Below are 25,108 nucleotides of genomic sequence, written 5' to 3' on the forward strand. Positions count from 1 at the left end.
TTAAAGCCGGCCGATGCGGCGGGCCCTGGCGGCATCGAACCACCAGGTGGCGGGCACGCCCAGGCCGTAGGCGGGGGTGCGCTCCGGGCGCCCGAACACGTCCCAGACCGCGATGCGGTGGGTCGCTCCGTACCACATCGGCACCCAGTACCGGCCCGCGCGCAGCACGCGGTCGAGTGCACGGCAGGCGGTGACGAGGGCGGGGCGGGAGGTCGCCTCGGTGACGGCGGCGATGAGGGTATCGACAGCGGGGTCGGCGATGCCGGCCAGGTTGTTCGACCCCGAGGTGGCCGCGGCGCGCGAGCCGTAGGCCTCGCGCAGTTCCGGCCCCGGCGTCATGCCGTTGGAGAACCGCCGGACCGTCATGTCGAAGTCGAAGTCCTTGAGGCGGGCCTGGTACTGCGAGGCGTCGACCTGGCGGATGCGGCCCTTGATCCCGATCAGCCCGAGGTTGCGGACGAAGGGCTGGGTGTGCGGCGTCAGGCTGGGGTCGAGGTCGAGGAACTCGATCTCCAGGGGCTGGCCGCCCGGCAGGGCCATGACGCCGTCGGTGCGCACGCAACCGGCTTCGCGCAGCAGCCCGGCGGCGCGGCCGAGCAGGGCCCGGTCCTGGCCCGAGCCGTCCGACTCCGGCGGGCTCCACGGCTGCCCGAACACCTCGGCGGGCAGGCTGGCGCGCAGGGGTTCGAGGAGCGCCAGTTCCTCTGGGGAGGGCAGGCCGGTGGCCTTGAGGTCCGAGTTCTCGAAATAGGATGCCGTGCGCCTGTAGGCGTCGTACATCAGGGTCTTGTTGGTCCAGGCGAAGTCGAAGCACAGGCCGATCGCCTCGCGCACCCGGGCGTCCTTGAAGGCGGGGCGGCGGGTGTTGATCCACCAGCCCTGCGTGCCCGAGGGCGTAGCGTCCGGCAGGGTCTCGCGCCGGACGCGGCCCTCCTTGACCGCGGGGAAGTCGTAGCCGGTGGCCCAGACCTTCGCGGTGAACTCCTCGCGGTAGCTGAAGGCCCCGCCCTTGAAGGCCTCGAACGCGACCTGGCGGTCGCGGAAGCACTCGTAGCGGATCGAATCGAAATTGTGCCGGCCGACGTTCACCGGCAGGTCGGCGCCCCAGTAGTCGCGCACCCGCTCCAGTTCGATGAAGCGCCCCGGCTCCAGGCGCCCGACCTGGTAGGGCCCCGAGCCCAGCGGCGGTTCGAGAGACGAGGCCTCGAAGTCGCGGCCCTCGTAATAGGCCGCCGAGAACACCGGCAGGGTCGCCACGAACAGGGGCAGGTCGCGGCTGCGGCCGGGAGCGAAGCGCACGACGAGGGTGCCCTCGTCCTCGGCCACCGCCTCCGTCATGTCGCGCACCACCTGCGAGATCTCGGGGTGGCCCTTCTCCTTGAGCAGCCGCAGGGAGACCGCGACGTCGGTGGCCGTCAGCCGCTGGCCGTCGTGGAAGCGGGCCTGCGGCCGCAGGACGAAGCGGTAGGTGAGCCCGTCCTCGGAGACCTCCACCGAGCGGGCGAGGAGGCCGTAGAGGGAATCCGGCTCGTCCAGCGCCCGCACCATCAGGGAATCGAAGGTCAGGTTCATGCCCGGCGCGCCGTCGCCGCGCAGGACGTAGACGTTGAGGGTGTTGAAGGTCTCGGAGGATTGGTTGCCGATGGTCGAGGTCAGCTGCGCCGAGAAACGGCCGCCGCTGGGCGCGGCCGGATCGACGTAGTCGAAGTTGCGGAAATCGGCGGGGTACTTGAGGTCGCCGAAGCTCGAGAGGCCGTGGACGGTCCGCGTGCCGGCGACGGCCGCCGGTGCGGCGGGCAGGGCGAAGGCCGCGGCCCCCGCCATCACCGTGCGGCGGGTCGCGCCCGCGGTCACCGCGGTGCCCCGGTCTTCGTGGCTAGCGCCTCGTCGTACCACCACGTCGTCGGTAAGCCCGAGCCGCCGTAGCGGGGCAGCACCGCCGGCCGGGCGAAGCGGTTCCAGCGCAGGGTCCGCGAGACGTTCGAGGCCCATTGCGGCACCACGTAGTCGTGGGCGAGCAGGACCCGGTCGAGGGCCCGCGTGGCGGCGACCACGCCGGCCCGGTCGGGCGCGAAGATCACCTTCTCGACGAGGGCGTCGATGGCGGGGTCCTTGATGCCGACGATGTTGCGCGAGCCCGGCTTGTCGGCCGCCAGCGAGCCCCAGTACTCGCGCTGCTCGTTGCCCGGCGACAGGGATTCCGGCCAGGACGTGGTGGTGATGTCGAAATCGAACCCGCGCAGCCGGTTCTGGTACTGGGCCTGGTCGATCACCCGAAGCGTCGAGTTGATGCCGATCAGCTTCAACTGCGCCGCGAAGGGTAGGATCACCCGCTCGAACACGCTCTGGAACTCGAGGAACTCGACGGTGAGCGGCTCGCCCGACGCGACGTTCGTCATCTGGCCGTTGCGCAGCTCGTAGCCGGCCTCCTTGAGCAGGCGCACCGCCTCGCGCAGGTTGGCGCGCACCGCCTCGGGCGTACCGTTGACCGGGTTGGCGTAGGGCGTGGTGAACACCGAGGCCGGGATCTTGTCCTTGAGCGGCTCCAGGAGCGCCAGTTCCTCGGGCGAGGGCATGCCGGAGGAGGCCAGTTCGGAGCCGAAGTAATAGGAGTCGATCCGCTTGTAGAGGCCGAAGAACAGCGCCCGGTTCATCTCCTCGTAGTTCATGGCGAGGTTGAAGGCGCGCCGCACCCGGGCGTCCGCGAACTTCGGCTTGCGCAGGTTGAAGGCGAAGGCCTGCATGTTGCCGTTGCCGCGATCGGGGAACTCCTCCTTGACGAGGCGCCCCTCCTTCACGGCCGGGAAGTCGCCGTAGGCGGTGGCCCAGTTGCGGGCGACGTTCTCGGTGCGGAAGTCGTAGAGATCGCCCTTCAGCGCCTCGATCAGCACCGTGGAATCGCGAAAATACTCGTTGCGCAGGGTGCCGAAGTTGTTGCGGCCGACGTTCACCGGCAGATCCTTGGCCCAGTAATCCGCCACCCGCTCGTAGGTGGCGCTGCGGCCGGGCTCGAACTTCGCCAGGCGATAGGGCCCCGACCCCAGCGGAATCTCGAGGGTGGTCTGGGTGGCGTCGCGCTGGCGCCCCTGGGCGTCCTTGGCCGTCCACCAGTGCTTGGGCAGGACGCGCAGCTGGCCGAGCACCTGCGGCAGTTCGCGGTTGCCGGTCTCGCCGAAGCGGAAGGTGACCTCGCGCTCGCCGGTGGCCTCGGCCTTCGTCACGGTCTGGTAGTAGTTGGCGTAGAACGGGCTGTTGGCCTTGAGGACGTCGAACGACCAGATCACGTCCTCGGGCGTGATCGGCGTGCCGTCGTGCCAGCGCGCCTCCGGGCGCAGGCGGTAGCTCACGGAGGACGCATCCTCCGCGACCCGGACGCCCTCGGCGACGAGGCCGTAGGAGGTGAAGGGCTCGTCGCCGGAATCCACCATCAAGGTGTCGTAGATCAGGGTGATGCCGCCTTCGAGGTCGCCCTTGAGACCCGACACCACGTAGTTGAAGTTGTCGAATCCGCCCTGGGCGCCGAGCCGCACCAGGCCGCCCTTGGGCGCCGCCGGGTCGGCATACTCGAAGTGCTTGAAGTCGGGTGGATACTTGGGCTCGCCCATCAGCGTCATGGCATGGGCGAAGGCTCCCCCGGTGGTCGGGGCCGGCTGGGCCGGGGCCGGTCCGGCGAAGGCCATGCAGCCGGCGAGAACACCGGCGAGGACGCTCGTAAGGCACGATCCGATCAGGCTGTGACGCGTCACGATCCGGCGCTCTCCCGCTGACATCCCGCCGGCCATTCTAGCGCGCCGCGGGCCTGTCGTTCTTAGGACGCCCGGAGCGGGAACGCCAATCGGGCGCCTACCCGAACGCCATGACCAGCGCCCCGACGGCGATCGCCCAGAGCGCCACCGTCGACCAGGTCGCCCGCCGCCGCTCCTTGCGGGCGATCCGGGCCGCCTGCGCCTCGTCGGGGGCGCCCTCGTCGAGGCGCACCAGGACGCGGCGCAGGCGCTGGGCGATGTCGGGGATGTCGGCGACCACATCGGCCAGCGTCAGGACGGCGCGGCCCGCCCCCTCCGCCTTGCCGATCGGGCCGAGGTTGCGCGCGACCCAGGAGCGCACCACCGGCTCGGCCCCGGTCCACATGTCGAGCTTGGGGTCCAGGGAGCGGGCGACGCCCTCCACCACCACCATGGTCTTCTGCAGCATCACGAGTTCGGTGCGGGTGCGCATGTCGAAAAGCGCCGTGATGTCGAACAGCAGGGTGAGCACCTTGGCCATCGAGATCTCGTCGGCCTTGCGCTGGTGGATCGGCTCGCCGATCGCCCGGATCGCCTGCGCGAAATCGTCCACCGAGTGGTGGGAGGGCACGTAGCCGGCCTCGAAGTGCACCTGGGCGACCCGGCGATAGTCGCGCAGGATGAAGCCGAGCAGGATTTCGGCGAGGAAGCGCCGCTCGCGCTGACCGAGCCGGCCCATGATGCCGAAATCCACCGCCACGAGGACGCCGTCCGGGTCCACGAACAGGTTCCCCGGATGCATGTCGGCGTGGAAGAACCCGTCGCGGATCGCCTGGCGCAGGAAGCTCTGGATCACCGTGCGCCCGAGGGCGGCGGGATCGTGCCCGGCCGCGACGATGGCGGCGCGGTCGTTGAGGCGGATGCCCTCGATCCACTCGCTGGTGAGGACGTCGCGCCCGGTCAGCTCCCAATCGGGCCTGGGCACGCGGAAGTCGGGGTCGCCCTTGGTGTTGTCGGCGAGTTCGGACATGGCCGCGGCCTCGAGCCGGAAGTCCATCTCCATCATCACCGAGCGGGCGAGGATCTCCACCACCTCGCGCGGGCGGAGCCGCTCGGCCTTGGGCGAGAGCGCATGCACCACCCGCGCGATGAAGCGCATCACGTCGAGGTCGCGCTGGAAGCCCTCGCGCACGCCCGGCCGCATGATCTTGACCGCGACGGCGCGCTGCGTCCCGTCGGCGTCGAGCACATGCGCCTTGTGGACCTGGGCGATGGAGGCGGCCGCGATCGGGGCGCTGAAGGAGACGAAGAGTTCGCGGATCGGCTTGCCGAAGGCGGCCACCACCACTCTCTCGGCGACGTCCTGGGGGAAGGGTGGCACCCGGTCCTGCAGCTGCTCCAGGTCGCGGGCGGCGTCCATGCCGACGATGTCGGGCCGGGTCGCGAGGAACTGCCCGACCTTGACGTAGGACGGCCCCAGGCGGGTCAGTGCCCGCTGCAGGGAGCCCGGCCCGAGGCCGCGCCGCTCCAGCATCCGCCCGAGGCGCAGGGCCAGACGCAGGTGCGGCGGCAGGCCCTCGCCGTCGACGACCGCGAGGCCGCCCTCGCGGGCCAGCACGAAGCCGACGCGGACCCCGCGCAGGAGATGGACGAGGGCGCCTAGCACCCGCCGAGCGCCCGGATACGAACCCGACCCTGCGCCGTCATGCGATCTTCCAGCCCGAATGGATCGCCACGATGCCCCCGGTGAGCGCGCGGTGGCTGACGCGCGAGAAGCCCGCCGCCTCGATCATCCCGGCGAACCGCCCGGGGGAGGGGAACTTGCGGATCGACTCCACGAGGTAGCGGTAGGATTCCGCGTCGCCCGCCACCCGCGCGCCCAGCCGTGGGATCACATGGAACGAATAGGCGTCGTAGATCCGGTCCAGCACCGGCATGTCCACGCTCGAGAACTCGAGGCAGAGGAAGCGCCCGCCCGGCGCCAGCACGCGGTAGGCCTCCGCCAGCGCCACGTCGATCCGCGGTACGTTACGGATGCCGAAGGCGATGGTGTAGGCGTCGAAGGCGTTGCCCGGCAGCGGCAGGGCCTCGGCATTGGCGGTCACGAAGTCGATCCGGCCGTCGAACCGGTCGCCGGCCCGCTCGGCGCCCACCCGCAGCATCGCCTCGTTGATGTCGAGCACCGTGACGTGGGTGCCACGCCCGCCCGCATCGAGGACGCGGAAGGCGACGTCGCCGGTGCCGCCGGCCACGTCGAGGTGGCGGAACGGCTGGCTGCGCGAGGGGCGCAGCATCGACACGAGGTTCGACTTCCAGGCCCGGTGGAGCCCTCCGGACATCAGGTCGTTCATCAGGTCGTAGCGCTTGGCCACGGAGCGGAAGACATCGTCGACCCGCGCCTGCTTCTCGGAGAGCGCCACGCGCTCGAACCCGAAATGCGTGTTCGCCTCCCCGGAAAAGCCCGTGTCGGCGGATGTCTTGTCGTCCGAACTCATGCCACTCATACCCCTGGGCGAATGCGCGTCCCTGGCGGGAGCGCGCACCTCGCGGCAAGCGTCATAGCGAAACGGCGGCGGGATCGCCATGTGCCGGATCGTCGGACGAAGCCCCGCTTGCTTGTCCAGGGAGCCCCATGCCGGAACTGCCCGAAGTCGAAACCGTGCGGCGCGGCCTCGCCCCCGCCATGGTCGGCGCCCGTTTCTCCCGGGTGACCTTGCGCCGGCCGAACCTGCGCTTCCCCTTCCCCGAGCGTTTCGCCGAGCGTCTGCAGGGTGCCACCGTCCTCGATCTCGGACGCCGGGCGAAATACCTCACCGCCGGCCTCGACAGCGGCGAGACCCTGATCCTGCACCTGGGCATGAGCGGGCGGTTCGACGTGGCGCTGCCCGACGGCGGCAACCTCTCGCCGGGGGAGTTCTACCTCGACGGGGCGCAGGGCACGCCCCGGCACGACCACGTCGTCATGGCGATGTCGAGCGGCGCCACCGTCACCTACAACGACGCCCGCCGCTTCGGCTTCATGGACCTCGTCCCGACCCCGACGCTGGCCGCCAGCCGCCACTTCGCCGGCATGGGGATCGAGCCGCTCGGCGAAGCCCTGACCGGCGAGACCATCGCCCGGCTGTTCCGGCACAGGATCACGCCCCTCAAGAGTGCGCTCCTCGACCAGCGCCTGATCGCGGGCCTGGGCAACATCTACGTCTGCGAGGCGCTGCACCGGGCGGGACTCCATCCCGCCCTGCCGGCCGGGAGCCTGGCCAAGGCGGACGGGTCGCCGACGCCCAAGGCCCGGCTCCTGGCGCGGGTGATCCGCGACGTCCTCACCGAGGCGGTGGCGGCCGGGGGCTCGACCCTGCGCGACTACGCCCATCCCGACGGCGGCAGCGGCGCCTTCCAGCACCGGTTCCGGGTCTACGACCGCGTCGGCGAGGCCTGCACGGCCAAGCGCTGCACCGGCACGATCGCGCGCCTCGTCCAGGCGGGTCGCTCGACCTTCTACTGCGAGACCTGCCAGCCCCCGCCGCGGCCGGGCGGGTAACGGAGTCGAGGATCGGGCGCACGGTTTGTTAAACGCTCAAAGGATAGCCTGACCTCCCCGAGCGGCCGGCGAAGGCCGGTCGCCGATGTCCGATTGGCAGAGTGAGCATGCATCTCGTGGCCGATAACGAGGCCGAAAGGCTCGCGGCGATCCGCGACCTCGACCTGTCGGCGCTCCCTCCCGATCCGCGGCTCGACGCGATCTGCCGGACGGCGAAGGCGCTGTTCCACGTCCCCATGTGCACGATCACCATCGTCGAGGCCGACCGGCAGTGGTTCAGGGCCAAATGCGGCGTGGCGACCGAGGGCAGCGCGCGCGACATTTCCTTCTGCACCCACACCATCCTCGACGATGCCGTCCTCGTGATCGAGGACGCCACGGCCGACCCGCGGTTCGTCGACAACCCGCTGGTCACGGGACCACAGGGCATCCGCTTCTACGCGGGCGCCCCCCTCGTCCTGCAGCCGGGCATCCGGGTGGGGACGATGTGCGTCATCGATACGATACCGCGCACGTTCACCCAGGAGGACCGGGAGCGTCTCCAGGATCTCGCCCTGATCGTCGTGGCGCAGTTGCGCCAAGCCAAGATCGAGGCCGAGCTGCGCGAGAGCGAGGCGCACTATCGCCTGCTCGCCGACAACGCCAGCGACATGATCGTCTGGTCGAACCTCGACACCACGCGCCGCTACGTCTCACCGGCGGCCCATTCGCTGCTCGGGTTCGAGCCGACGGAACTGCTCGGAACCCGTCCCATGGACGGGGTCCATCCCGACGACGCCGCCAGCTATCAGCGGGTCCTCGACGACATCGGGCATGCCCGCGTCAAGAGTGCCGTCAGCCGTCAGCGCTACCGGCGCAAGGACGGGAAATGGGTCTGGGTCGAGGCCACCTTCAACCTCACCCACGACCCCGTCGACGGCCGGCCCGACGGCTACGTGGCGGCCGTTCGCGACATCGACGAGCGGGTGGAGGCCGAGCGCCGCATCGCCCACATGGCCCGCCACGACGAACTGACGGATGTCGCCAACCGGACGCTGTTCCAGGAACGACTGGCCCAGGAGATCGCCCACGCGACCCGGTACGGCGAGCATTTCGCCGTGTTCTGCCTGGACCTCGATCGCTTCAAGTCCGTGAACGACACCCTGGGGCATCAGGCCGGGGATGTCGTGCTGCGGACCGTGGCGGACCGGATGCGCAGGCTCCTGCGGACCGAGGACACCATCGCCCGTTTCGGCGGTGACGAGTTCATGGTGCTGCAGACACGGACGCGACAGCCCGAGAGCAGCGAGTCCCTGGCCAAGCGGCTGATCAAGGCGGTGCGCGAGCCGATTTCGGTGGAAGGCATCACCGTCGGCGTCGGCCTGAGCATCGGCATCGCCCTCGGTCCGAAGGCGGGGGTCGACGGCGACGGACTTTATCGGCGGGCCGATTTCGCTCTCTACCGGGCCAAGGCCGGCGGCCGGAACACCTACCGGTTCGACGACGACACCGCCGGTGCCGGCGATTGGCCGTTCGCAGCCTCGGCCTGACCGACGGACCGCAAGCCCCCGAAAGCCGTGCGGTCCCGATGGCGTGTCATGCCACCTCCGGTCAGGTCATTGCGCGATGCGGGAAACAGGCTTCGCTCGAGTGCCGCACGCGCTTGCAAATACGGTTCCCGCTCGGATCGAGCGGAAACCGTATCGGAACGTCAAATCAGTTCGGCTTGGGAGCGCCCGGCTTTAAGCCGGTGTCGGCCCGCTTCTCGGGGTTCTTGAGCTGGCTGTAGACGACGCTGCCGAAGCTTCCGATGACCGAGTGCCAGCCGACCTTTTCGTAGAGCGGGTTGTCACGTCCGATCTGGCAGAAGCGGGAGGTCAGGCCGTTGACGATCTCCTCGTCCTTGAGGCCGCCCGCCGCGGATTTGATCCTGGGCAGGAGTTCGTCGATCTTCGGGATGAAGTCCTCGGGCTTCAGGTCCTTGAGCGCCTCGGCGGCACCGGCCCCGTCGAAGGCCTTGGCCAGTTCGGGTGACGAGACCTCGCCGCAGGGCGCGTTGCCCACGAGCATCGTCCGGGTCTGCTCACGCGCCGCCGAGACGACCCCGCGATCCTGGATCACGGGCGCCCTGTTGCCCCAGCTGTTGCGGATGTAGTCGGTGACGTCGGCCACTTGGCTGTCGGTCATGCCCGCGCCCACCGCCGGCATCGGCGCGTAACCGGCCTGGGCACCGAGCCCGCCGAGAATCACGCGGATCACGGTCTCGGGTCCCTCGGCCTGGACGGAGGTGTTGCCCGCCAGGGCGGGAATCGCGCCGGGTACGCCCTGTCCGTCCGGCTTGTGGCAGGAGGAGCAATAGCTGAGGTACGTGCCCGCTCCTGGAGCGCCGACCTGGTCGAAGGCCTGCACGTCCTTGACCTTGTAGGTCTCCTTGGCCTTCTGCGTGCGCAGGTAGGCCACCATCGCCTTCAGGTCGGCATCGGTCATCTTCGAGAGGGATTCCTCGATGGTCTGGCGCATCGGGCCGGCGGCGACGCCGGGCTGGTTCCCGGGCGCGGCCCCGGACTTGAGGTAGGTGACGACCTGCTCGTCGCTCCAGCCGCCGATGCCCTGGTGACCGTCGGGGGTGATGTTGGGGGCGTACCAGCCGTCGATGACGCCGCCGCCGAGCTTGCCGGCCAGCCCGGAGTTCCCGACGATCTTGTTTTCGTTGTGGCACATGCCGCAGTGGCCGAGCCCTTCGACGAGGTAGGCGCCGCGATTGACCTCGGCACTGGCGTTGGGGTCGGGCTTGAACTCGCCGGCCGTGAAGAAGGCGGTGCGCCAGGTGATCAGCGCCGTGCGGATGTTGAAGGGGAAGGGGATCTCGGACGCCTGACGGACCTCGCGCACCGGATCGAGGGACTGGAGATAGGCGAAGATCGCCTTCACGTCCTCGCGGGTGACCTTGGTGTACCAGGCGAACGGAAAGGCCGGGTAGAGATACGACCCGTCCTTGGTGATGCCCTCGTGCATGGCGCGGGCGAAGTCCTCCTCCGTCCAGTTGCCGAGACCGGTTTCCTTGTCGGGGGTCAGGTTGGGCGTGCGGATCTTGCCGATGGGGGTGTTGAGCACATAGTTGCCGGCGAAGGGCTTGCCCCCCGGTGCGGTGTGACAGGCCACGCAATCGCCGGCGGTGACGAGATATTGGCCCCGTTTGACCAGATCCGCATCGGCGCCCTGGGCGGCGGCGGCGGTGATGCCGAGGGTCAGGACAACGGCACCCACAGCCGCAGCGTCGATACGAACCATCGTGCCGATTTCCTTCGCTCAATCGCCCGAAGCGGAACCCGCGTCACACCCGGCGCCGCTGCGCAAACGCGACGGTTTCCGCGTCAGTTCCACGCGTCCGGCCGGGTTCATCGCCGAGAGGTTGCATCGGCACCGTCTGGCGCTGCCGCAGCCTGACGGCGAGTTCGCAGGCGTGGGCGAGCAGCGCGCCGAGGAGGCAGGCCGCGACGAACGGCCACGGCGCATCGGTGAGGGCCATCCGCACGCCCAGCATCAGCGATGCACCGGACGCGAGGTTGCACAGCAGCGGGAAAGGCGCCGGCCCCTTCCGCCGGCACCAGAGCAGCAGCACCACCGCCTCCAGGGCGACCAGACCGAGGACGACGTCGATGATGCGGCCGCTCGCGAACAGGTCGGTCATGACATCCCGCGGCGCGGTGGAGGCGATGGGGTGACGCCCCGGCTCAGGCCCGGCCGAACGGCCCGTTGAGGCGCACGATCGTCAGGTTGAGGTAGGAGGCGACGCTGACCCAGGCGAGATAGGGCAGCAGCAGCAGCGCAGGAACGGTGGCGATCGACGCCGTGACCACGATCAGGGAGACGACGGAGGCCCAGAGGACCAGCACCTCGACGAAGGCCCAGTCCGGCCGACGCATGCGAAAGAAGAGTCCGCTCCAGGCGATATTGAGGACCACGTTGATGGCGTAGGCGACCACCAGCGCCGTGCGCGGACCCGGACGCGGGTCGGCTTCCCAGGCCATGACGCCGGAGATCGCCGCGAGGGTGAAGATCGTGGTCCATACGGGCCCGAACACCCATTCCGGCGGCTGCCAGGACGGCTTGCGCAAGGCCTTGTACCACGGGCCGATCGTGGTCAGCAGGCCGCCAGCGAGGGCGCACAGGACCGCGACCGCGGCAGCGATCCCGATCGGCGCCCAATTCCAGTCCGAGAGATTCACCTACGGGGAGACCCAGCGGAACAGATGGGCGAGATCCTTGAAGAAGATCCTCACGTGCGCCACCGGCTTGGCCTTCACCAGTTCCTTGTTCATGTAGGCGTCCCAGGTGAGTTGCTGGACATCCTTGTCCTTGCAGATGGAGACGAAGCGCTCGCGCAGCGCATCGTTGCGGTACCAGAACCATTGCATGATCCGCAGGATCAGGAACACCCGCCCGTGCAGTTTCATGAAGCGGCGGCGGGCCAGGGCGAGGGCGCTGGCCTTGCCGGTGACGAGGAAGGCCTGCGCCGCCTCCGCCGCCAGGCGGCCGCCCAGCATGGCATAATAGATCCCCTCGCCGGAGGCCGGCGCGACGATGCCGGCGGCGTCCCCGGTGAGGAGGACGTCACGGCCGTTGTCCCATTTCTTGAGGGGCTTGAGCGGGAGCGGCGCGCCCTCGCGCCGCACGGTCTCGCCGGCGGCCAGCCCGCTCGACGCGCGCAGGTCGCGGATGGCGCTGCGCAGGGAGAAACCCTTGCGGGCGCTGCCGGTGCCGATGCTGATCGTATCGCCGTGCGGGAAGATCCAGGCGTAGAAGTCGGGCGAGAGCTTGCCCTGGTAGTAGACGTCGCAGCGGGTGGCCTCGACGTCGCCGCTGCCGTCGACCGGGCGCCGGACGATCTCGTGGTAGGCGAACACCTGCTTCATCGCGGCATGGCCGGGGATCTCGGCCCGGCCCACGGCGGAGGTGGCCCCGTCGGCACCGATCACCAGCCGGGTGCGGACCGTGGCCGGCTCGCCCCCCGTGGGGGTGTAATGCACGGTGGCGAGCCCGTCGGCATCGTGGACGATCCGCTCGAACCGGCCGGGGCGGTGATCGGCACCGGCGAGGGCGGCGCGGTTGCGCAGCCAGGGATCGAAATGCTCGCGGTCGACCATGCCGACGTAGCCTTCGCCGACGGGCATGTCGACGCGCACGTCCTTGGGCGAGATCATCCGCGCCGAGCGGATGCGCGCCACGATGAGATGGTCGGGGATCGCGAAGTCCTTGATCAAACGGGGCGGGATCGCACCGCCGCAGGGCTTGATCTTGCCCGGCTTGTCGAGGAGGAGCACGCGCCGGCCGAGGCGGGCGAGATCGGCGGCGGCCGTGGCGCCGGCAGGGCCGCCGCCCACTACCACCACGTCGAAGGTTTCGGTCTCGGACATCGGGCTACCTCGCGGAGAGACGGGGCTCGGGCAGGAACGATCGGCGCCTGGACGGCGCGCGGATGCGGCTGGGCGGCGCATAGGCGACACGCAGGGCGAGGCCGGCGCCGACCACGAACAGGAGGGCTTCGGCCGTGAAGACCGCGGCATAGGCGTGGACCACCTGCGGCGTGATCAGGCGGGCGACATCGACCGCCACGGTGCCGAGGAAACCGCCGGCGCCGAAGGCGACGCCCTGCGCCGCCCCCCAGACGCCCATGCGGGTGCCGCGCTCGGCCTCGCCGCCCGCGCCCGCCAGCCCCATCATCGAGCCGATGGCGGCGACGGCGAAGATGCCGTTGAAGAGACCCAGGGCAAACACGGCGGCGCGCAGCGGAAACTCCGGCCCGACGAGGCCGCCGGCGGCGATCGCGACGAGGGCGAGGGCCGAGCCGAGGCAGCCGAGGACGGTCCAGGCCTTGAGCGAGCCGAGGACCGGCCCGCCGATGCCCATGGTGGTCCCCGCCACCAGCAGCATCCCGGCGAGGACGCCGCCGTGCTGCAGGCCCGAAAGCTTGGTGGTGGCCCCCGGCGTCATCGCGAAGACGAGGCCGGCGAAGGGCTCGAGGATGAGCTCCTGGGCGCTGTAGGCCAGCATCGCCACGAACAGGAACACGGTGAACCGCCGCGAGGCCGGCTCGGCCCAGACCCGGGCCAGGACCTGCAGGAACGGCTTGCGCTCGGCCCGCTCCTCGGGGGAGGGGGCGGCCCGCGCCGGTTCGATGCCGCGCAGCGCCAGGGTCGCGAGGCAGAAGGCGATCAGCGAGACCGTGCCCGAGACGGCCACGAGGCGCAGCCCCGAGAACGGATCGAGGAAATGGCCGGCCAGGGGCGCGGTGATGGCAAAGCCCGCGATCATCATGATCCAGACCAGGGTCGCGGCCGCACCGCGTCGGCGGGCGTCGACGCCCGTGGCCAGGAGCACCAGCAACGAGGTGCCGGCGGCACCCGCCCCCATGCCGACGCCGAGGAAGGCGAAGACCGCCAGGGCGAGGCCGGCGGCGGGGTGGGTCTCCATGACGGCGGTGGCGACCGCCGCCAGGAACCCGCCCAGGGTGAGCGCGGCCATGCCGCCGACGATCCAGGGGGTGCGCCGGCCGCCAACGTCGGAGCCGTAGCCCCAGCGCGGGCGCAGGACCTGGACCGCGTAGTGCAGGGCGACGAGCCCGCCGGGCACCATGGCCGGCAAGGCGAGCTCCACCACCATGACGCGGTTGAGGGTCGAGGTCATCAGGACCACCACCGACCCCAGCGCCGTCTGCACGAGGCCGAGGCGGGCGATAGCCGCCCAGGAGAAGGAGAGGGGAGCCGTCATGGGCGGCCTCCGGCGGCGATCCGGGAATCCTGCCGCGCGAGGCCCGAGCGTCCGCGCGACGCGCGCGCTGCGTTGGGGACACCGATCGAGCCGGACGCGGTGGGTGCTGAACTGGCCATGCCCGGAGGCTAGGAGCCTAGGGCGACCTGTGTCAAGTTTGATTTACACGTTGAGCGTCAAGTGAAGTTGTCACTCGGGCTTCGACGCGATGCGTTCCCGGCCTCGTCCGGCAGGGTCCCGTGTTTGGACAGGCCCGTTTCGCGATCGGGCTGGCGAGGCGGCAGGCGGCGAACGCCGCCCTGCGCCACCCTGGATTGCACCCCTCGCTCGATCCGGCCGGAGGGTGGTCAGTCGGGGTCGTCGGCGGGTTCGGGGCCGTCGAGGTCGCCGATGCCGTAGCGGCGCAGCTTGGCGTAGAGCCCCTGGCGGCTCAGGCCCAGCATCTCGGCGGCCGAGGCGCGGTTGTCGCGGGTGATGCGCAGGGCCGCCTCGATGCACAGGCGCTCGATCAGGTCGGTCGATTCGCGCACCAGGTTCTTCATGGTCACGCGGCCGACGAGCTCGGTCATCTGCTCGACCGAGCGCGGCAGGTCGCGCCCGGTCAGGGCGGGGGCGGCCGCCCGGCGCGGCGTCCCCCGGATCGTGAAGCCGAGACAGGGATGGCCGCCGCCGGCCACCGACACCGCCGCAATCTCCACGTCCTCCACCGAGCCGTAGGTGCCGCGGATGCTGGTGGCGAAATGACGAACCGACCCGTGCAGGCCCAGGGTGGCGAACAGGGTCGCGGCCTCGGTCTCCTCGCGCCCGAGCCAGCGGTCGAACAGCTCGCCGCGCACCTGCTCCTCGGTGGCGAGTTGCACGAGGTCGAGGAAGGCGGCGTTGGCGGCCAGGATGCGCCGGCCCGGATCGGTGACGACGAAGCCCTCGGGCAGGTTCTGGATCACGTCGAGGGTGCCGGTACCGGCGCGGCCGGGCGCCGCTTCCCCGGCTACTGGCCCGTCGACGGAGAGGCGCAGCAGCGCGCTGACGGCGTTCTCCTGCCGGAACAGCGAGGCGGAGAGGCGCGTCTCGCCGCGGCCGTTCCCGAGGCGCACGAGGAGGTCGTCGGCCTGGCCGGACACCCGCAGGCCCGCGAACAGCGATTCGAGCTCGCGGGCGCTGGCGGAGTCGAACAACTCGATCACGTCCTGGCCCAGCACCCGCTTCTCGGGCTTGCCGAGCAGGCGCGCGGCGGCGGGGTTGACCTCGGTGACGCGCCGGGTGGCGGCATCCACCACGAGCACAGGCTCGCCGGCGAGCTGGAACAGGAGGCGGTAGCGGGTCTCGGCCCCGCGCATGCGCAGGTAGTCGCGCTCGAGGGCCTGCTGCGTCTCGGCGAGCTTGCGCTGGAGGGCGGCCATGGCCCGCAGGTTGCGGCCGATCACGATCACCGGACCGTCCGCCTCCAGGCGCATGGCCGAATAGCGGATCGGGAGGTCGATCCCGGTGGCCGAGGGGTGGTTCACCTGGCGCCAGCGCGTCACGGCACCGGGGGCGGCATCCTTGAGCAGGGCCGCGATCTTGGGGCGGCTCTCCACCGTCACGGTGTCGACCCACAGCCGGCCGAGCCACGACTCACAGCCCTCGCCGGCGAGATCGGAACTGCCGAAGGCCGCATCGCGGATCACGCCCTCCCGGTCGATCACCAGGGAGAGGTCCGTCGCGGCCGCGACGAGCAGCCCGGCCGCCTGCGCATCCAGGGGGCCGAGGGTTTGATGAAGGGCCGCGAACGACGAGGTTGCGGCAGGAAGCGCCAGACTGGTCAAAGATCACCAAGGTGTGATGCCGTCAGACGGGTCTTTCAGCAGGCTCGGGCATGCAGATCAAGCAAACGCTCGGCGATGGCAATGGCGTCACGCGCATCGCTCGCGGTCGCATCGGCTCCGACTCGGACGAGATGGCCGGGGTTATCCACGAAGATCGGACCGCCGACCATGATGTGTAGGTCGGGGTTGCGTGAGGTTTGCCGAAGCTCGCTCACCGTCTCGGCCAGGACCGGTAGCAGCGTCTCGCTGCCGAGCGAGAGGCCGACGATGTCGAACCACTCCCGGCGCACCCGCCGCAGCGCGTCGGGGCCGTCGGCCTGCGTCAGGCAGGTCACGTCCCAGCCGGCATCGTGGAAGAAGCGTTCGAGCAGGCTGAGGCCGAAGCAATGGGTTTCGCCGGGGCAGGTCGCCAGCAGGACGCTGCGTCCGCGCGACACCCGGACCGGCTCGTCGAACCGGAGGCGCAGGTCGTGGGTGATCCGCTGCAGCCGGCCCATCGCGATGGTGAGCTCGGTGAAATCGCACAGGTCCTCCTCCCAGAGAACCCCGAGATGCCGCGCCGTCGGAGCCAGCAGGTCGAGCAGCAGACTCTCCAGGGAGAGGCCCTCCGCCATCATGCCGGCGACCCGCGGCTCGGCGTCGTCGCGGCCTGGCGCCAGCATCAGGTCGGCGAAGGACGCGATCTCCTCCGGCGTCGGCGTCGCGCGGCGGGCCGGCTCCGGGAAGGGGTCGTCGCGCAGGGCCAGCATCATACGTGGAATGATCTCGGCCTCCACGATCCTGGCGAGGTCGCCGTGCCAAAGGGTGGGGGTCGCGACACGCAGGAGTTCGGACAGGGCGTCCGCCTCGCCCGATCCCGGAAGATCGCAGCCGTTCGCGCCGTCGTGAAAGGAATACTGGTCCCGATGCTGCCTCAAGTCGTCCATTGGTCCCTCCCAATGTTGATGACGGCTTCTTGTTGACCTCGATCTTGCGTGTCGAGCGCGACGTCTTGTGACGCCCTTGAAATATCATCGACCGTCGTATCGGATGATGGTGTCCGGGCACGAGCGCCCCGGAAAACCCGTGGCGTTCAGGTTCCCGACGAGCGACGATACGCCTCCCCGAGGTTTTGGCAACGCACCAGTTGTAACCCGGCTCGCACGCGGATGTCCAGTGAGATTGACGTAAAGCCAGCTTGACACTCTGGCGGGGCCTTCCTAACCTCTCCCTCAACGGCACGCCCTCCCGAGGCGGCCAGCAGGACAGGGGCGGACGCGATGGGTCCCATCAAGGGCCAGACGGGACGACCCCTCTACACGCCGGCCGAACGGGTCCGGCGCGACGCCACGGTCTGGACCCTGGTCCAGGGCATCCTGGCGCCGCTGCAGTTCTTCGTGTTTCTCGTGAGCCTGGCGCTGGTGCTGCGCACCCTGGCCACCGGCGAGGGCGAGGCGGCGGCCAACGCCTCGGTCGTGATCAAGACCGTCGTGCTCTACGCGATCATGGTCACCGGCGCGATCTGGGAGAAGGTCGTCTTCGGCCGCTACCTGTTCGCCCCGGCCTTCTACTGGGAGGACATGGTGAGCATGGCGGTCCTGGCCCTGCACACCGCCTATCTCGCCGCCCTGCTGACCGGCCGGCTCGACACCACCGGGCTGATGCTCCTGGCGCTCGCGGCCTACGCCACCTACGCGATCAACGCGACGCAGTTCCTGCTCAAGCTGCGCGCCGCGCGGCTGCAGGCGCCGTCGGACCTCTCCTCCTTCGCGGAGGCCGCCCGATGAACGCCCACGCTCCCGTCCCCAGCCTCGACGCCGCCTGCACCGACACCGGCGTCACGATCCGCCAGGAGCGCGGCCAGCGCGCCGTCTTCTGCGGCCTCACCGGCATCGTGTGGCTGCATCGCAAGATCCAGGACGCGTTCTTCCTCGTGGTCGGCTCGCGCACCTGCGCCCACCTGATCCAGTCCGCCGCCGGCGTGATGATCTTCGCCGAGCCGCGCTTTGCCACCGCGATCATGGACGAGCGCGACCTGGCCGGCATCACCGACATGAACGACGAGCTCGACCGGGTGGTGCGCCGCCTGATCGAGCGGCGCCCCGACATCCGCCTCCTGTTCCTCGTGGGCTCCTGCCCGTCCGAGGTGATCAAGCTCGACCTCACCCGCGCCGCCCAGCGCCTGTCGCGGCGGGTCTCGCCGGACGTGCGGGTGCTCAGCTACTCGGGCAGCGGCATCGAGACCACCTTCACGCAGGGCGAGGACGCGTGCCTGGCCGCCCTCGTCCCCGAGATGCCGCGGGCCGAGGCCGACGCGGCCCCCGCCCTCCTGGTGGTCGGGGCGCTGGCCGACGTGGTCGAGGACCAGTTCTCGCGCCTGTTTTCCGAACTCGGCATCGCGCCGGTGGCGTTCCTGCCCGCCCGCAAGGCCGACGAGCTTCCCGCCGTCGGGCCGTCGACCCGCTACCTCCTGGCCCAGCCCTTCCTCACCGATACCGCCCGCGCCCTCGAAGAGCGCGGCGCCGGCAGGATCGCCGCGCCGTTCCCCCTGGGGTCGGAGGGTACCACCGCCTGGCTGCGGGCCGCCGCGGATGCCTTCGGCGTCGCGCCCGAGCGGTTCGAGGCGGCCACGGCACCCGGCCGCGCCAGGGCGGCCACGGCGCTCGCCCCCTATCGCCAGCAGCTGGCGGGCAAGCGGGTGTTCTTCTTCCCCGATTCGCAGCTCGAGATCCCGCTCGCCCGCTTCCTGTCGCGGGAGATGGGCACGCAGCTCGTGGAGGTCGGCACCCCCTACCTCCACCGTGGCCACCTCGCCGACGAGATCGCGATGCTGCCCGCCGGCACGCAGGTGGTGGAGGGCCAGAGCCTCGACGACCAGATGGACCGCTGCCGGGCGGCATGCCCCGACCTCACGGTGTGCGGCCTCGGTCTGGCCAACCCCCTCGAGGCCGAGGGGCTGGCGACCAAGTGGTCGATCGAACTCCTGTTCACCCCGATCCAGGGCTACGACCAGGCCGGCGACCTCGCCGAGCTGTTCGCGCGCCCCCTGGTCCGCCGCACGCGGCTGGAGGTCTGAGACCATGCAGCTCACCGTCTGGACCTACGAGGGACCGCCCCACATCGGCGCCATGCGCGTGGCCACCGCCATGCGCGGCCTGCACTACGTGCTGCACGCCCCCCAGGGCGACACCTATGCCGACCTGCTCTTCACGATGATCGAGCGGCGCGATGCCCGCCCGCCGGTCACCTACACCACCTTCCAGGCCCGCGACCTCGGCTCGGACACCGCCGCGATCTTCAAGGACGCGGTGGCCGCCGCCTACGAGCGCTTCAAGCCCGAGGCGATGATCGTCGGCGCCTCCTGCACCGCCGAGCTCATCCAGGACGATCCGGGCGGGTTGGCCAAGGCCCTGGCCCTGCCGATCCCGGTGATCCCGCTGGACCTGCCGGCCTATCAGAAGAAAGAGAACTGGGGCGCCTCGGAGACCTTCTACCGTCTGGTGCGGGCGCTGTCTGGACCGCCGCCCGCCGCCGGGACCGCACGCGCGAGCGCAGACGGTCGGCGCCCCCTTTGTAACATCCTCGGCCCCACCGCCCTGGGCTTCCGCCACCGCGACGACCTCATCGAGATCAGGAGCCTGCTCGACCGGCTCGGCATCGACGTCAACGTGGTGGCCCCGATGGGCGCCACCCCGTCCGACCTCGGGCGCCTCGGGGCGGCCGACTTCAACGTCGTGCTCTACCCCGAGGTGGCCAGGGTCGCCGCGCAATACCTCCAGAAGACCTTCGGCCAGCCGATGGTCGAGACGGTGCCGATCGGCGTCGCGGCCACCATCCGCTTCGTCGAGGAGATCGCCGCGCTCACGGGGATCGATCCCTCGCCGGTGCTGGCCGGCGCGCCCTCGCGCCTGCCCTGGTACTCGCGCTCGGTCGATTCGACCTACCTCACCGGCAAGCGCGTCTTCATCTTCGGCGACGCCACCCATGCGGTGGCGATGGCGCGGGTGGCGGCCACGGAGCTCGGCTTCAGGGTCGTGGGGCTCGGCACCTATGCCCGCGAGTTCGCCCGCGAGGTCCGGGCCGAGGCCGAGGTCCACGGCATCGAGGCGACGATCACCGACGACTACCTCGACGTGGAGGCCGCCATCCAGGCGGCCCAGCCCGAGATGGTGCTCGGCACCCAGATGGAGCGCCATATCGCCAAGCGCCTGGGCCTGCCCTGCGCCGTGATCTCGGCCCCGATCCACGTGCAGGATTTCCCCGCCCGGCATTCGCCGCAGATGGGCTTCGAGGGCGCCAACGTCCTGTTCGACACCCTCGTCCACCCCCTGATGATGGGACTGGAAGAGCACCTGCTCGGGATGTTCCGCGAGGATCCCGAGTTCCACGACGGCGCGGCCCCCTCGCACCACACCCGCCACGGCGGGCCGAGCCCCGCACCGGTCCCCGAGGCGGCCCAGGCCGCCCTCGCCCAACCCGCGCCGCCACCATCCCAACCGACCGCCAAGGACACCGTCGTCGTCTCCCTGTGGGACGCCGCCGCCGAGAAGGAACTGAAGAAGATCCCGTTCTTCGTGCGGGGCAAGGCCCGCGCGAACACCGAGCGTTTCGCCCGCGAGCAGGCGCTCCCCCTCATCACCGTCGAGACGTTGTACGATGCAAAAGCGCATTTCGGTCGCTGAGCCCACTCCGGTGCGCATCGTCATCGTGACGATGGACACCCACCTCGCGAGCGCCGTCGACCGGGCGCGCCGCGACCTGCAGCGCGACATCCCCGGCCTCACCCTGGTCCTGCACGCGGCCACCGAGTTCGGGGACCATCCCGAGAAGCTGGCACGCTGCCGCGCCGACATCGCCGCGGGCGACATCGTGATCTGCGCGATGCTGTTTATGGAGGATCACTTCCAGCCGATCATCGCCGACCTGCGCGCCCGCCGCGACCACTGCGACGCGATGCTGTGCATGATGAGCGCCAGCGAGGTGACCAAGCTCACCCGGGTCGGCGCCTTCTCGATGGACGGCTCCAAGAGCGGCGGCGCCATGGGCCTGCTCAAGCGCCTGCGCGGCGCGCCCAAGGAGCGCAGCGCCAGCGCCGGCGCCGAGCAGATGAAGATGCTCAAGCGCCTGCCCAAGATCCTGCGCTTCATCCCCGGCACCGCCCAGGACGTGCGCGCCTACTTCCTCACCCTGCAGTACTGGCTGGCCGGCTCGGACGAGAACGTCCTCAACATGATCCGCGCCCTGGTGGACCGCTATGCGAGCGGCGAGCGCAAGGTCCTGCGCGGCCGGTTGAGGGCCGCGGCCCCCGTCACCTACCCGGAGGTCGGCGTCTACCATCCGCGCCTCCCCGGCCGGATGTCGGAATCCCTCGACGACCTGCCGTCCGCCGGCAGCCGCGGCACCGTCGGCGTGCTCGGCCTGCGCTCCTACATGCTGGCGGGCAACGCCGCCCATTACGACGGCGTCATCGCCGCCCTGGAGGCGCGTGGCCTTCGCGTCATCACCGCCTTCGCCAGCGGCCTCGATTCGCGACCGGCCATCGAGCGGTACTTCCTCAAGGACGGCGTCGCCACCATCGACGCGATGGTCTCGCTCACCGGCTTCTCGCTGGTGGGCGGCCCGGCCTACAACGACGCCCGCGCGGCGGAGGAGATCCTGGCCGCGGTCGACGTGCCCTACGTCGCCGCCTACCCGGCCGAGCTGCAGACCCTGGAGCAATGGGGCGCCTCGGAGCGTGGCCTCCTGCCGGTGGAGACGACCATCATGGTCGCGATCCCCGAACTCGACGGCGCCACCGGCTCGATGCTGTTCGGCGGCCGCTCCGACAAGTCGGGCGCGGCCTGCAAGGGCTGTCACGTCGCCTGCGTCTTCCCCTCGGGCGAGGGCGACCGCGACATGCATTCCTGCGTCGAGCGCGCCGGCATGCTCGCCGCCCGCGTCGACCGGCTGGTGCGCCTGCGCCGCAGCGAGCGGGCCGAGCGCAAGGTCGGCATCGTGATCTTCAACTTCCCGCCCAACGCCGGCAACACCGGCACGGCCGCCTACCTCTCGGTGTTCGAATCGCTGTTTCGCACGCTGGCCGCCATGAAGGCGGCCGGCTACGCGGTGGAGGTGCCCGAGAGCGTCGACGACCTGCGCGAGCGGGTGGTGATCGGCAATGCGGCGCGCTTCGGCGCCATGGCCAACGTCCACACCCGCATCTCGGTGGACACCCACGTGCGGCGCGAGCGGCACCTGGCCGAGATCGAGGCGCAATGGGGGCCCGCGCCGGGCAAGCAGCAGTCGGACGGATCGTCGATCTTCGTGCTCGGGGCCGAGTTCGGGAACATCTTCGTCGGCATCCAGCCCGCCTTCGGCTACGAGGGCGACCCGATGCGGCTCCTGTTCGAGAAGGGGTTCGCCCCCACCCACGCCTTCTCGGCCTTCTACCGCTGGCTGCGCGACGACTTCAAAGCCCACGCCCTGCTGCACTTCGGGACGCACGGGGCGCTCGAATTCATGCCCGGCCGCCAGAGCGGCCTCTCGGCCACCGACTGGCCGGACCGCCTGATCGGCGACATGCCCAACCTCTACCTCTACGCGGCCAACAACCCGTCCGAGGGCACCATCGCCAAGCGCCGGTCCTCGGCCACCCTGATCAGCTACCTCACCCCCCCGATCGCCCATGCCGGGCTCTATCGCGGCCTCCTCGACGTGAAGGGCGCCATCGAACGCTGGCGCGGCACCGAGCCGGAGGCACAGGCGGAGCGCGAGGACATCGCGGTGCTGATCCAGGCCCAGGCGGCACTGGTCGACCTGGCCCAGGCGGAGCCGGCCTGGGGAACCCGCGCCGGGGCCGAGATCGCCCGCATCGGCGCCGAGATCCTCGACCTGGAATACACCCTGATCCCGCACGGCCTGCACGTGGTCGGCGAGGCCCTCTCCGTCGACGAGCGCATCGACATGCTGCTGGCCATGGCCGATTCGGCCCATGGGACCAGGCTCGACCGGGCGTCGGTCTCGGCCCTCGTCGGCGGCGCCACGCCGGAGGCGGCGCTCTCGGCCTCCGGCACGGTGCCGGTGGCCACCGACCTGCCGATCCTGCGGGAACTCGCGGCCACGAACCGCCTGCTCACCGGCGACAGCGAGGTCCCCGCCATCCTGCGGGCGCTCGACGCCCGCTTCATCCGCCCGGCCCCCGGCGGCGACCTCCTGCGCACGCCCTCGATCCTGCCGACGGGGCGCAACCTCCACGGCTTCGATCCCTTCCGCATCCCGAGCGCCTTCGCGGTCAAGGACGGGGCCATCCAGGCCCAGCGCATCCTCGACCGGCACAAGGCGGACGGGCTGCCGCTCCCCAAGACCGTCGCCATCGTCCTGTGGGGCACCGACAACCTCAAGAACGAGGGCGGCCCGATCGGGCAGGTGCTGGCGCTGCTGGGCACGCGGCCGCGCTTCGACGGCTACGGCCGGCTCACGGGGGCCGAGCTGATCCCGCTGGCCGAGCTCGGCCGTCCGCGCATCGACGTGGTCGTCACCCTGTCGGGCATCTTTCGCGACCTGCTCCCCCTCCAGATCAAGCTCCTGGCCGAGGCCTGCCTCCTGGCGGCCACCGCCGACGAGCCGGTGGAGCAGAACTTCGTCCGCCTGCACGCCCTCGCATACCAGCGCGTCCACGGCGGCGACATGGAGACGGCGTCCCTCCGGGTCTTCGGCAACGCCGAGGGTGCCTACGGCTCCAACGTCAACCACCTCGTGGAGAACGGCCGCTGGGAGGACGAGGACGAACTCGCCGACACCTATGCCCGGCGCAAGGGCTTCGCCTACGGCCGCGACGGCCGCGCCGTGCAGCACGCCGCCCTCCTCAAGAGCGTGCTCGCCGACGTCGACCTCGCCTACCAGAACCTCGACTCGGTGGAGCTCGGCGTCACCACCGTCGACCATTACTTCGATACGCTCGGCGGCATCAGCCGGGCGGTCAAGCAGGCCAAGGGCGGCATCGAGGCCCCGGTCTACATCGGCGACCAGACCCGCGGCGAGGGTTGCGTCCGCTCCCTCTCCGAGCAGGTCGCCATCGAGACCCGCACCCGCATCCTCAACCCGAAGTGGTACGAGGGCATGCTCGCCCACGGCTACGAGGGCGTGCGCCAGATCGAGACCCACCTCACCAACACCGTTGGCTGGTCGGCCACGACCTCCCAGGTCGAACCCTGGGTCTACAAGGAGATCACCTCGGTCTTCGTCCTCGACCCGGCCATGCGCGAACGCATGGCCGCTCTGAACCCGACGGCGTCGGCCAAGGTGGCCCAACGCCTGATCGAAGCGCACCGGCGCGGCTTCTGGACCCCCGACGCGGAGACGCGCGACGCGCTCGACCGCGCCGAGGAGGAACTGGAAGACCGTCTCGAAGGCATCACCACTGGGGTCGCAGCATGAACATCGCCATCAGGAACCCCGTCGTCTCGCGTCAGCCCGAGGGCAGCGTCCAGGTCGAACTCGACCCGACCCTGAAGATCGGCACCGCCAAGGTCTTCGCGGTGTACGGCAAGGGCGGCATCGGCAAGTCGACGACCTCGTCGAACCTGTCGGTGGCCTTCTCCAAGCTCGGCAAGCGCGTCCTTCAGATCGGTTGCGACCCCAAGCACGATTCGACCTTCACGCTCACCAAGCGCCTCGCCCCGACGGTGATCGACGCCCTCGAGGCGGTCGGCTTCCACTCCGAGGAGTTGCGGATCGAGGACTTCGTGGCCGAGGGCTACAACGGCGTCATGTGCGTGGAAGCCGGCGGGCCTCCGGCCGGCACCGGCTGCGGCGGCTACGTCGTCGGCCAGACCGTCAAGCTCCTCAAGGAGCATCACCTCCTCGAGGACACCGACGTCGTCATCTTCGACGTGCTCGGCGACGTGGTCTGCGGCGGCTTCGCCTCGCCGCTCCAGCACGCCGACCAGGCGCTGATCGTCACCGCCAACGACTTCGACTCGATCTTCGCCATGAACCGGATCGTGGCCGCCATCCATTCGAAGTCGAAGAACTACCCCGTGCGCCTGGGCGGCGTCATCGCCAACCGCTCGGCCAAGACCGACGAGATCGACCGCTTCAACGCCGCGGTGGGCCTCGAGCGCATCGCCCACTTCCCCGACCTCGACGTGGTCCGGCGCTCGCGCCTCAAGAAGTCGACCCTGTTCGAGATGGAGCCGACGCCCGAGCTCATCGCGGTCACCGACGAGTACATGCGCCTGGCCGCCCACCTCTGGGCCGGCGGCAAGCCCCTCTCGGCGATGCCGATGAAGGACCGCGACCTCTTCGAATTCCTTGGCTTCGACTAGGGGGAG

Annotated in this window: 18 protein-coding genes; 7 read left to right on the forward strand and 11 right to left on the reverse strand. The window is 70.4% G+C overall.

Features of this window, described 5'->3' with window-relative positions; translation table 11 throughout:
- The 4 genes from ASG59_RS03235 to ubiE form a co-directional block, all read right to left on the reverse strand.
- The gene (locus ASG59_RS03235) at positions 1-1,824 is read right to left on the reverse strand and encodes an extracellular solute-binding protein (RefSeq protein ID WP_056407024.1); all 1,824 of its coding nucleotides are present in this window, start codon (positions 1,822-1,824) and stop codon (positions 1-3) included.
- Positions 1,825-1,850: 26 nt separating this feature from the next.
- Positions 1,851-3,680 (reverse strand): extracellular solute-binding protein, encoded by a 1,830-nt coding sequence (locus ASG59_RS03240; RefSeq protein ID WP_244475617.1) that lies wholly within the window; start codon positions 3,678-3,680, stop codon positions 1,851-1,853.
- A 163-nt stretch (positions 3,681-3,843) separates the two neighbouring features.
- Positions 3,844-5,391, reverse strand: a complete 1,548-nt coding sequence (gene ubiB, locus ASG59_RS03245; protein WP_056406968.1) for a 2-polyprenylphenol 6-hydroxylase — start codon at positions 5,389-5,391, stop codon at positions 3,844-3,846.
- 37 nt (positions 5,392-5,428) lie between these two features.
- Positions 5,429-6,220: a bifunctional demethylmenaquinone methyltransferase/2-methoxy-6-polyprenyl-1,4-benzoquinol methylase UbiE gene (gene ubiE, locus ASG59_RS03250; protein WP_056406971.1), complete on the reverse strand. Its 792-nt coding sequence runs from the start codon at positions 6,218-6,220 to the stop codon at positions 5,429-5,431.
- Between the two features lie 137 nt (positions 6,221-6,357).
- Between ubiE and mutM the strand changes: the two genes are divergently transcribed.
- Both mutM and ASG59_RS03260 read left to right on the forward strand, forming a co-directional pair.
- The gene (gene mutM / locus ASG59_RS03255; RefSeq protein WP_055882250.1) at positions 6,358-7,263 is read left to right on the forward strand and encodes a bifunctional DNA-formamidopyrimidine glycosylase/DNA-(apurinic or apyrimidinic site) lyase; all 906 of its coding nucleotides are present in this window, start codon (positions 6,358-6,360) and stop codon (positions 7,261-7,263) included.
- A gap of 107 nt (positions 7,264-7,370) precedes the next feature.
- Positions 7,371-8,792, forward strand: a complete 1,422-nt coding sequence (locus ASG59_RS03260; protein WP_244475618.1) for a diguanylate cyclase — start codon at positions 7,371-7,373, stop codon at positions 8,790-8,792.
- A gap of 166 nt (positions 8,793-8,958) precedes the next feature.
- Here ASG59_RS03260 and ASG59_RS03265 read toward each other — a convergent pair whose 3' ends face one another.
- The 7 genes from ASG59_RS03265 to ASG59_RS03295 form a co-directional block, all read right to left on the reverse strand.
- Entirely contained in the window at positions 8,959-10,533 is a 1,575-nt protein-coding gene (locus ASG59_RS03265) for a c-type cytochrome (RefSeq protein WP_056406973.1), read from the reverse strand.
- Between the two features lie 43 nt (positions 10,534-10,576).
- Entirely contained in the window at positions 10,577-10,933 is a 357-nt protein-coding gene (locus tag ASG59_RS03270) for a hypothetical protein (RefSeq protein WP_056406976.1), read from the reverse strand.
- Positions 10,934-10,976: 43 nt separating this feature from the next.
- Complete coding sequence (locus ASG59_RS03275) at positions 10,977-11,471, reverse strand: TspO/MBR family protein (RefSeq protein ID WP_056406977.1); 495 nt, start codon at positions 11,469-11,471, stop codon at positions 10,977-10,979.
- Positions 11,472-12,659: a geranylgeranyl diphosphate reductase gene (locus ASG59_RS03280; protein WP_056406979.1), complete on the reverse strand. Its 1,188-nt coding sequence runs from the start codon at positions 12,657-12,659 to the stop codon at positions 11,472-11,474.
- Positions 12,660-12,663: 4 nt separating this feature from the next.
- Positions 12,664-14,013, reverse strand: a complete 1,350-nt coding sequence (locus ASG59_RS03285; RefSeq protein WP_056406981.1) for a BCD family MFS transporter — start codon at positions 14,011-14,013, stop codon at positions 12,664-12,666.
- Between the two features lie 347 nt (positions 14,014-14,360).
- Entirely contained in the window at positions 14,361-15,818 is a 1,458-nt protein-coding gene (gene ppsR / locus ASG59_RS03290) for a transcriptional regulator PpsR (protein ID WP_082528601.1), read from the reverse strand.
- A gap of 35 nt (positions 15,819-15,853) precedes the next feature.
- On the reverse strand, positions 15,854-16,594 hold the full coding sequence (locus tag ASG59_RS03295; RefSeq protein WP_244475614.1) for a cobalamin B12-binding domain-containing protein: 741 nt from the start codon (positions 16,592-16,594) through the stop codon (positions 15,854-15,856).
- Between the two features lie 483 nt (positions 16,595-17,077).
- Here ASG59_RS03295 and bchF point away from each other — a divergent pair, with 483 nt between their 5' ends.
- Genes bchF through bchL form a run of 5 tightly spaced genes read left to right on the forward strand, consistent with a single transcriptional unit; the run spans position 17,078 to position 25,102 of the window.
- Positions 17,078-17,584 carry a 2-vinyl bacteriochlorophyllide hydratase gene (gene bchF, locus ASG59_RS03300; RefSeq protein WP_200938167.1) on the forward strand — a complete coding sequence of 169 codons (507 nt, stop codon included), beginning with the start codon at positions 17,078-17,080 and terminating at the stop codon, positions 17,582-17,584.
- Complete coding sequence (locus ASG59_RS03305; RefSeq protein ID WP_056406983.1) at positions 17,581-18,873, forward strand: ferredoxin:protochlorophyllide reductase (ATP-dependent) subunit N; 1,293 nt, start codon at positions 17,581-17,583, stop codon at positions 18,871-18,873. Before bchF ends, ASG59_RS03305 begins: the two co-directional genes overlap by 4 nt.
- Positions 18,874-18,877: 4 nt before the next feature.
- Positions 18,878-20,479, forward strand: a complete 1,602-nt coding sequence (bchB, locus tag ASG59_RS03310) for a ferredoxin:protochlorophyllide reductase (ATP-dependent) subunit B (RefSeq protein WP_056406986.1) — start codon at positions 18,878-18,880, stop codon at positions 20,477-20,479.
- Positions 20,454-24,212 carry a magnesium chelatase subunit H gene (locus ASG59_RS03315; RefSeq protein ID WP_056406988.1) on the forward strand — a complete coding sequence of 1,253 codons (3,759 nt, stop codon included), beginning with the start codon at positions 20,454-20,456 and terminating at the stop codon, positions 24,210-24,212. Before bchB ends, ASG59_RS03315 begins: the two co-directional genes overlap by 26 nt.
- On the forward strand, positions 24,209-25,102 hold the full coding sequence (gene bchL, locus ASG59_RS03320; RefSeq protein ID WP_055882215.1) for a ferredoxin:protochlorophyllide reductase (ATP-dependent) iron-sulfur ATP-binding protein: 894 nt from the start codon (positions 24,209-24,211) through the stop codon (positions 25,100-25,102). The genes ASG59_RS03315 and bchL overlap by 4 nt, the downstream gene beginning before the upstream one ends.
- Positions 25,103-25,108 lie beyond the last annotated feature (6 nt).

This window comes from Methylobacterium sp. Leaf466 (assembly GCF_001425565.1).
Lineage (GTDB): Bacteria > Pseudomonadota > Alphaproteobacteria > Rhizobiales > Beijerinckiaceae > Methylobacterium.

What these genes read in the sequence shown, in the direction of transcription:
- ASG59_RS03235 (WP_056407024.1), bottom strand. Translation starts at nt 1,824, where the DNA reads ATGGCGGGGGCCGCGGCCTTCGCCCTGCCCGCCGCACCGGCGGCCGTC.
- ASG59_RS03240 (WP_244475617.1), bottom strand. Translation starts at nt 3,680, where the DNA reads ATGGCCTTCGCCGGACCGGCCCCGGCCCAGCCGGCCCCGACCACCGGG.
- ubiE (WP_056406971.1), bottom strand. Translation starts at nt 6,220, where the DNA reads ATGAGTTCGGACGACAAGACATCCGCCGACACGGGCTTTTCCGGGGAG.
- mutM (WP_055882250.1), top strand. Translation starts at nt 6,358, where the DNA reads ATGCCGGAACTGCCCGAAGTCGAAACCGTGCGGCGCGGCCTCGCCCCC.
- ASG59_RS03260 (WP_244475618.1), top strand. Translation starts at nt 7,371, where the DNA reads ATGCATCTCGTGGCCGATAACGAGGCCGAAAGGCTCGCGGCGATCCGC.
- ASG59_RS03265 (WP_056406973.1), bottom strand. Translation starts at nt 10,533, where the DNA reads ATGGTTCGTATCGACGCTGCGGCTGTGGGTGCCGTTGTCCTGACCCTC.
- ASG59_RS03270 (WP_056406976.1), bottom strand. Translation starts at nt 10,933, where the DNA reads ATGACCGACCTGTTCGCGAGCGGCCGCATCATCGACGTCGTCCTCGGT.
- ASG59_RS03280 (WP_056406979.1), bottom strand. Translation starts at nt 12,659, where the DNA reads ATGTCCGAGACCGAAACCTTCGACGTGGTGGTAGTGGGCGGCGGCCCT.
- ASG59_RS03285 (WP_056406981.1), bottom strand. Translation starts at nt 14,013, where the DNA reads ATGACGGCTCCCCTCTCCTTCTCCTGGGCGGCTATCGCCCGCCTCGGC.
- bchF (WP_200938167.1), top strand. Translation starts at nt 17,078, where the DNA reads ATGGGTCCCATCAAGGGCCAGACGGGACGACCCCTCTACACGCCGGCC.
- ASG59_RS03305 (WP_056406983.1), top strand. Translation starts at nt 17,581, where the DNA reads ATGAACGCCCACGCTCCCGTCCCCAGCCTCGACGCCGCCTGCACCGAC.
- bchB (WP_056406986.1), top strand. Translation starts at nt 18,878, where the DNA reads ATGCAGCTCACCGTCTGGACCTACGAGGGACCGCCCCACATCGGCGCC.
- ASG59_RS03315 (WP_056406988.1), top strand. Translation starts at nt 20,454, where the DNA reads ATGCAAAAGCGCATTTCGGTCGCTGAGCCCACTCCGGTGCGCATCGTC.
- bchL (WP_055882215.1), top strand. Translation starts at nt 24,209, where the DNA reads ATGAACATCGCCATCAGGAACCCCGTCGTCTCGCGTCAGCCCGAGGGC.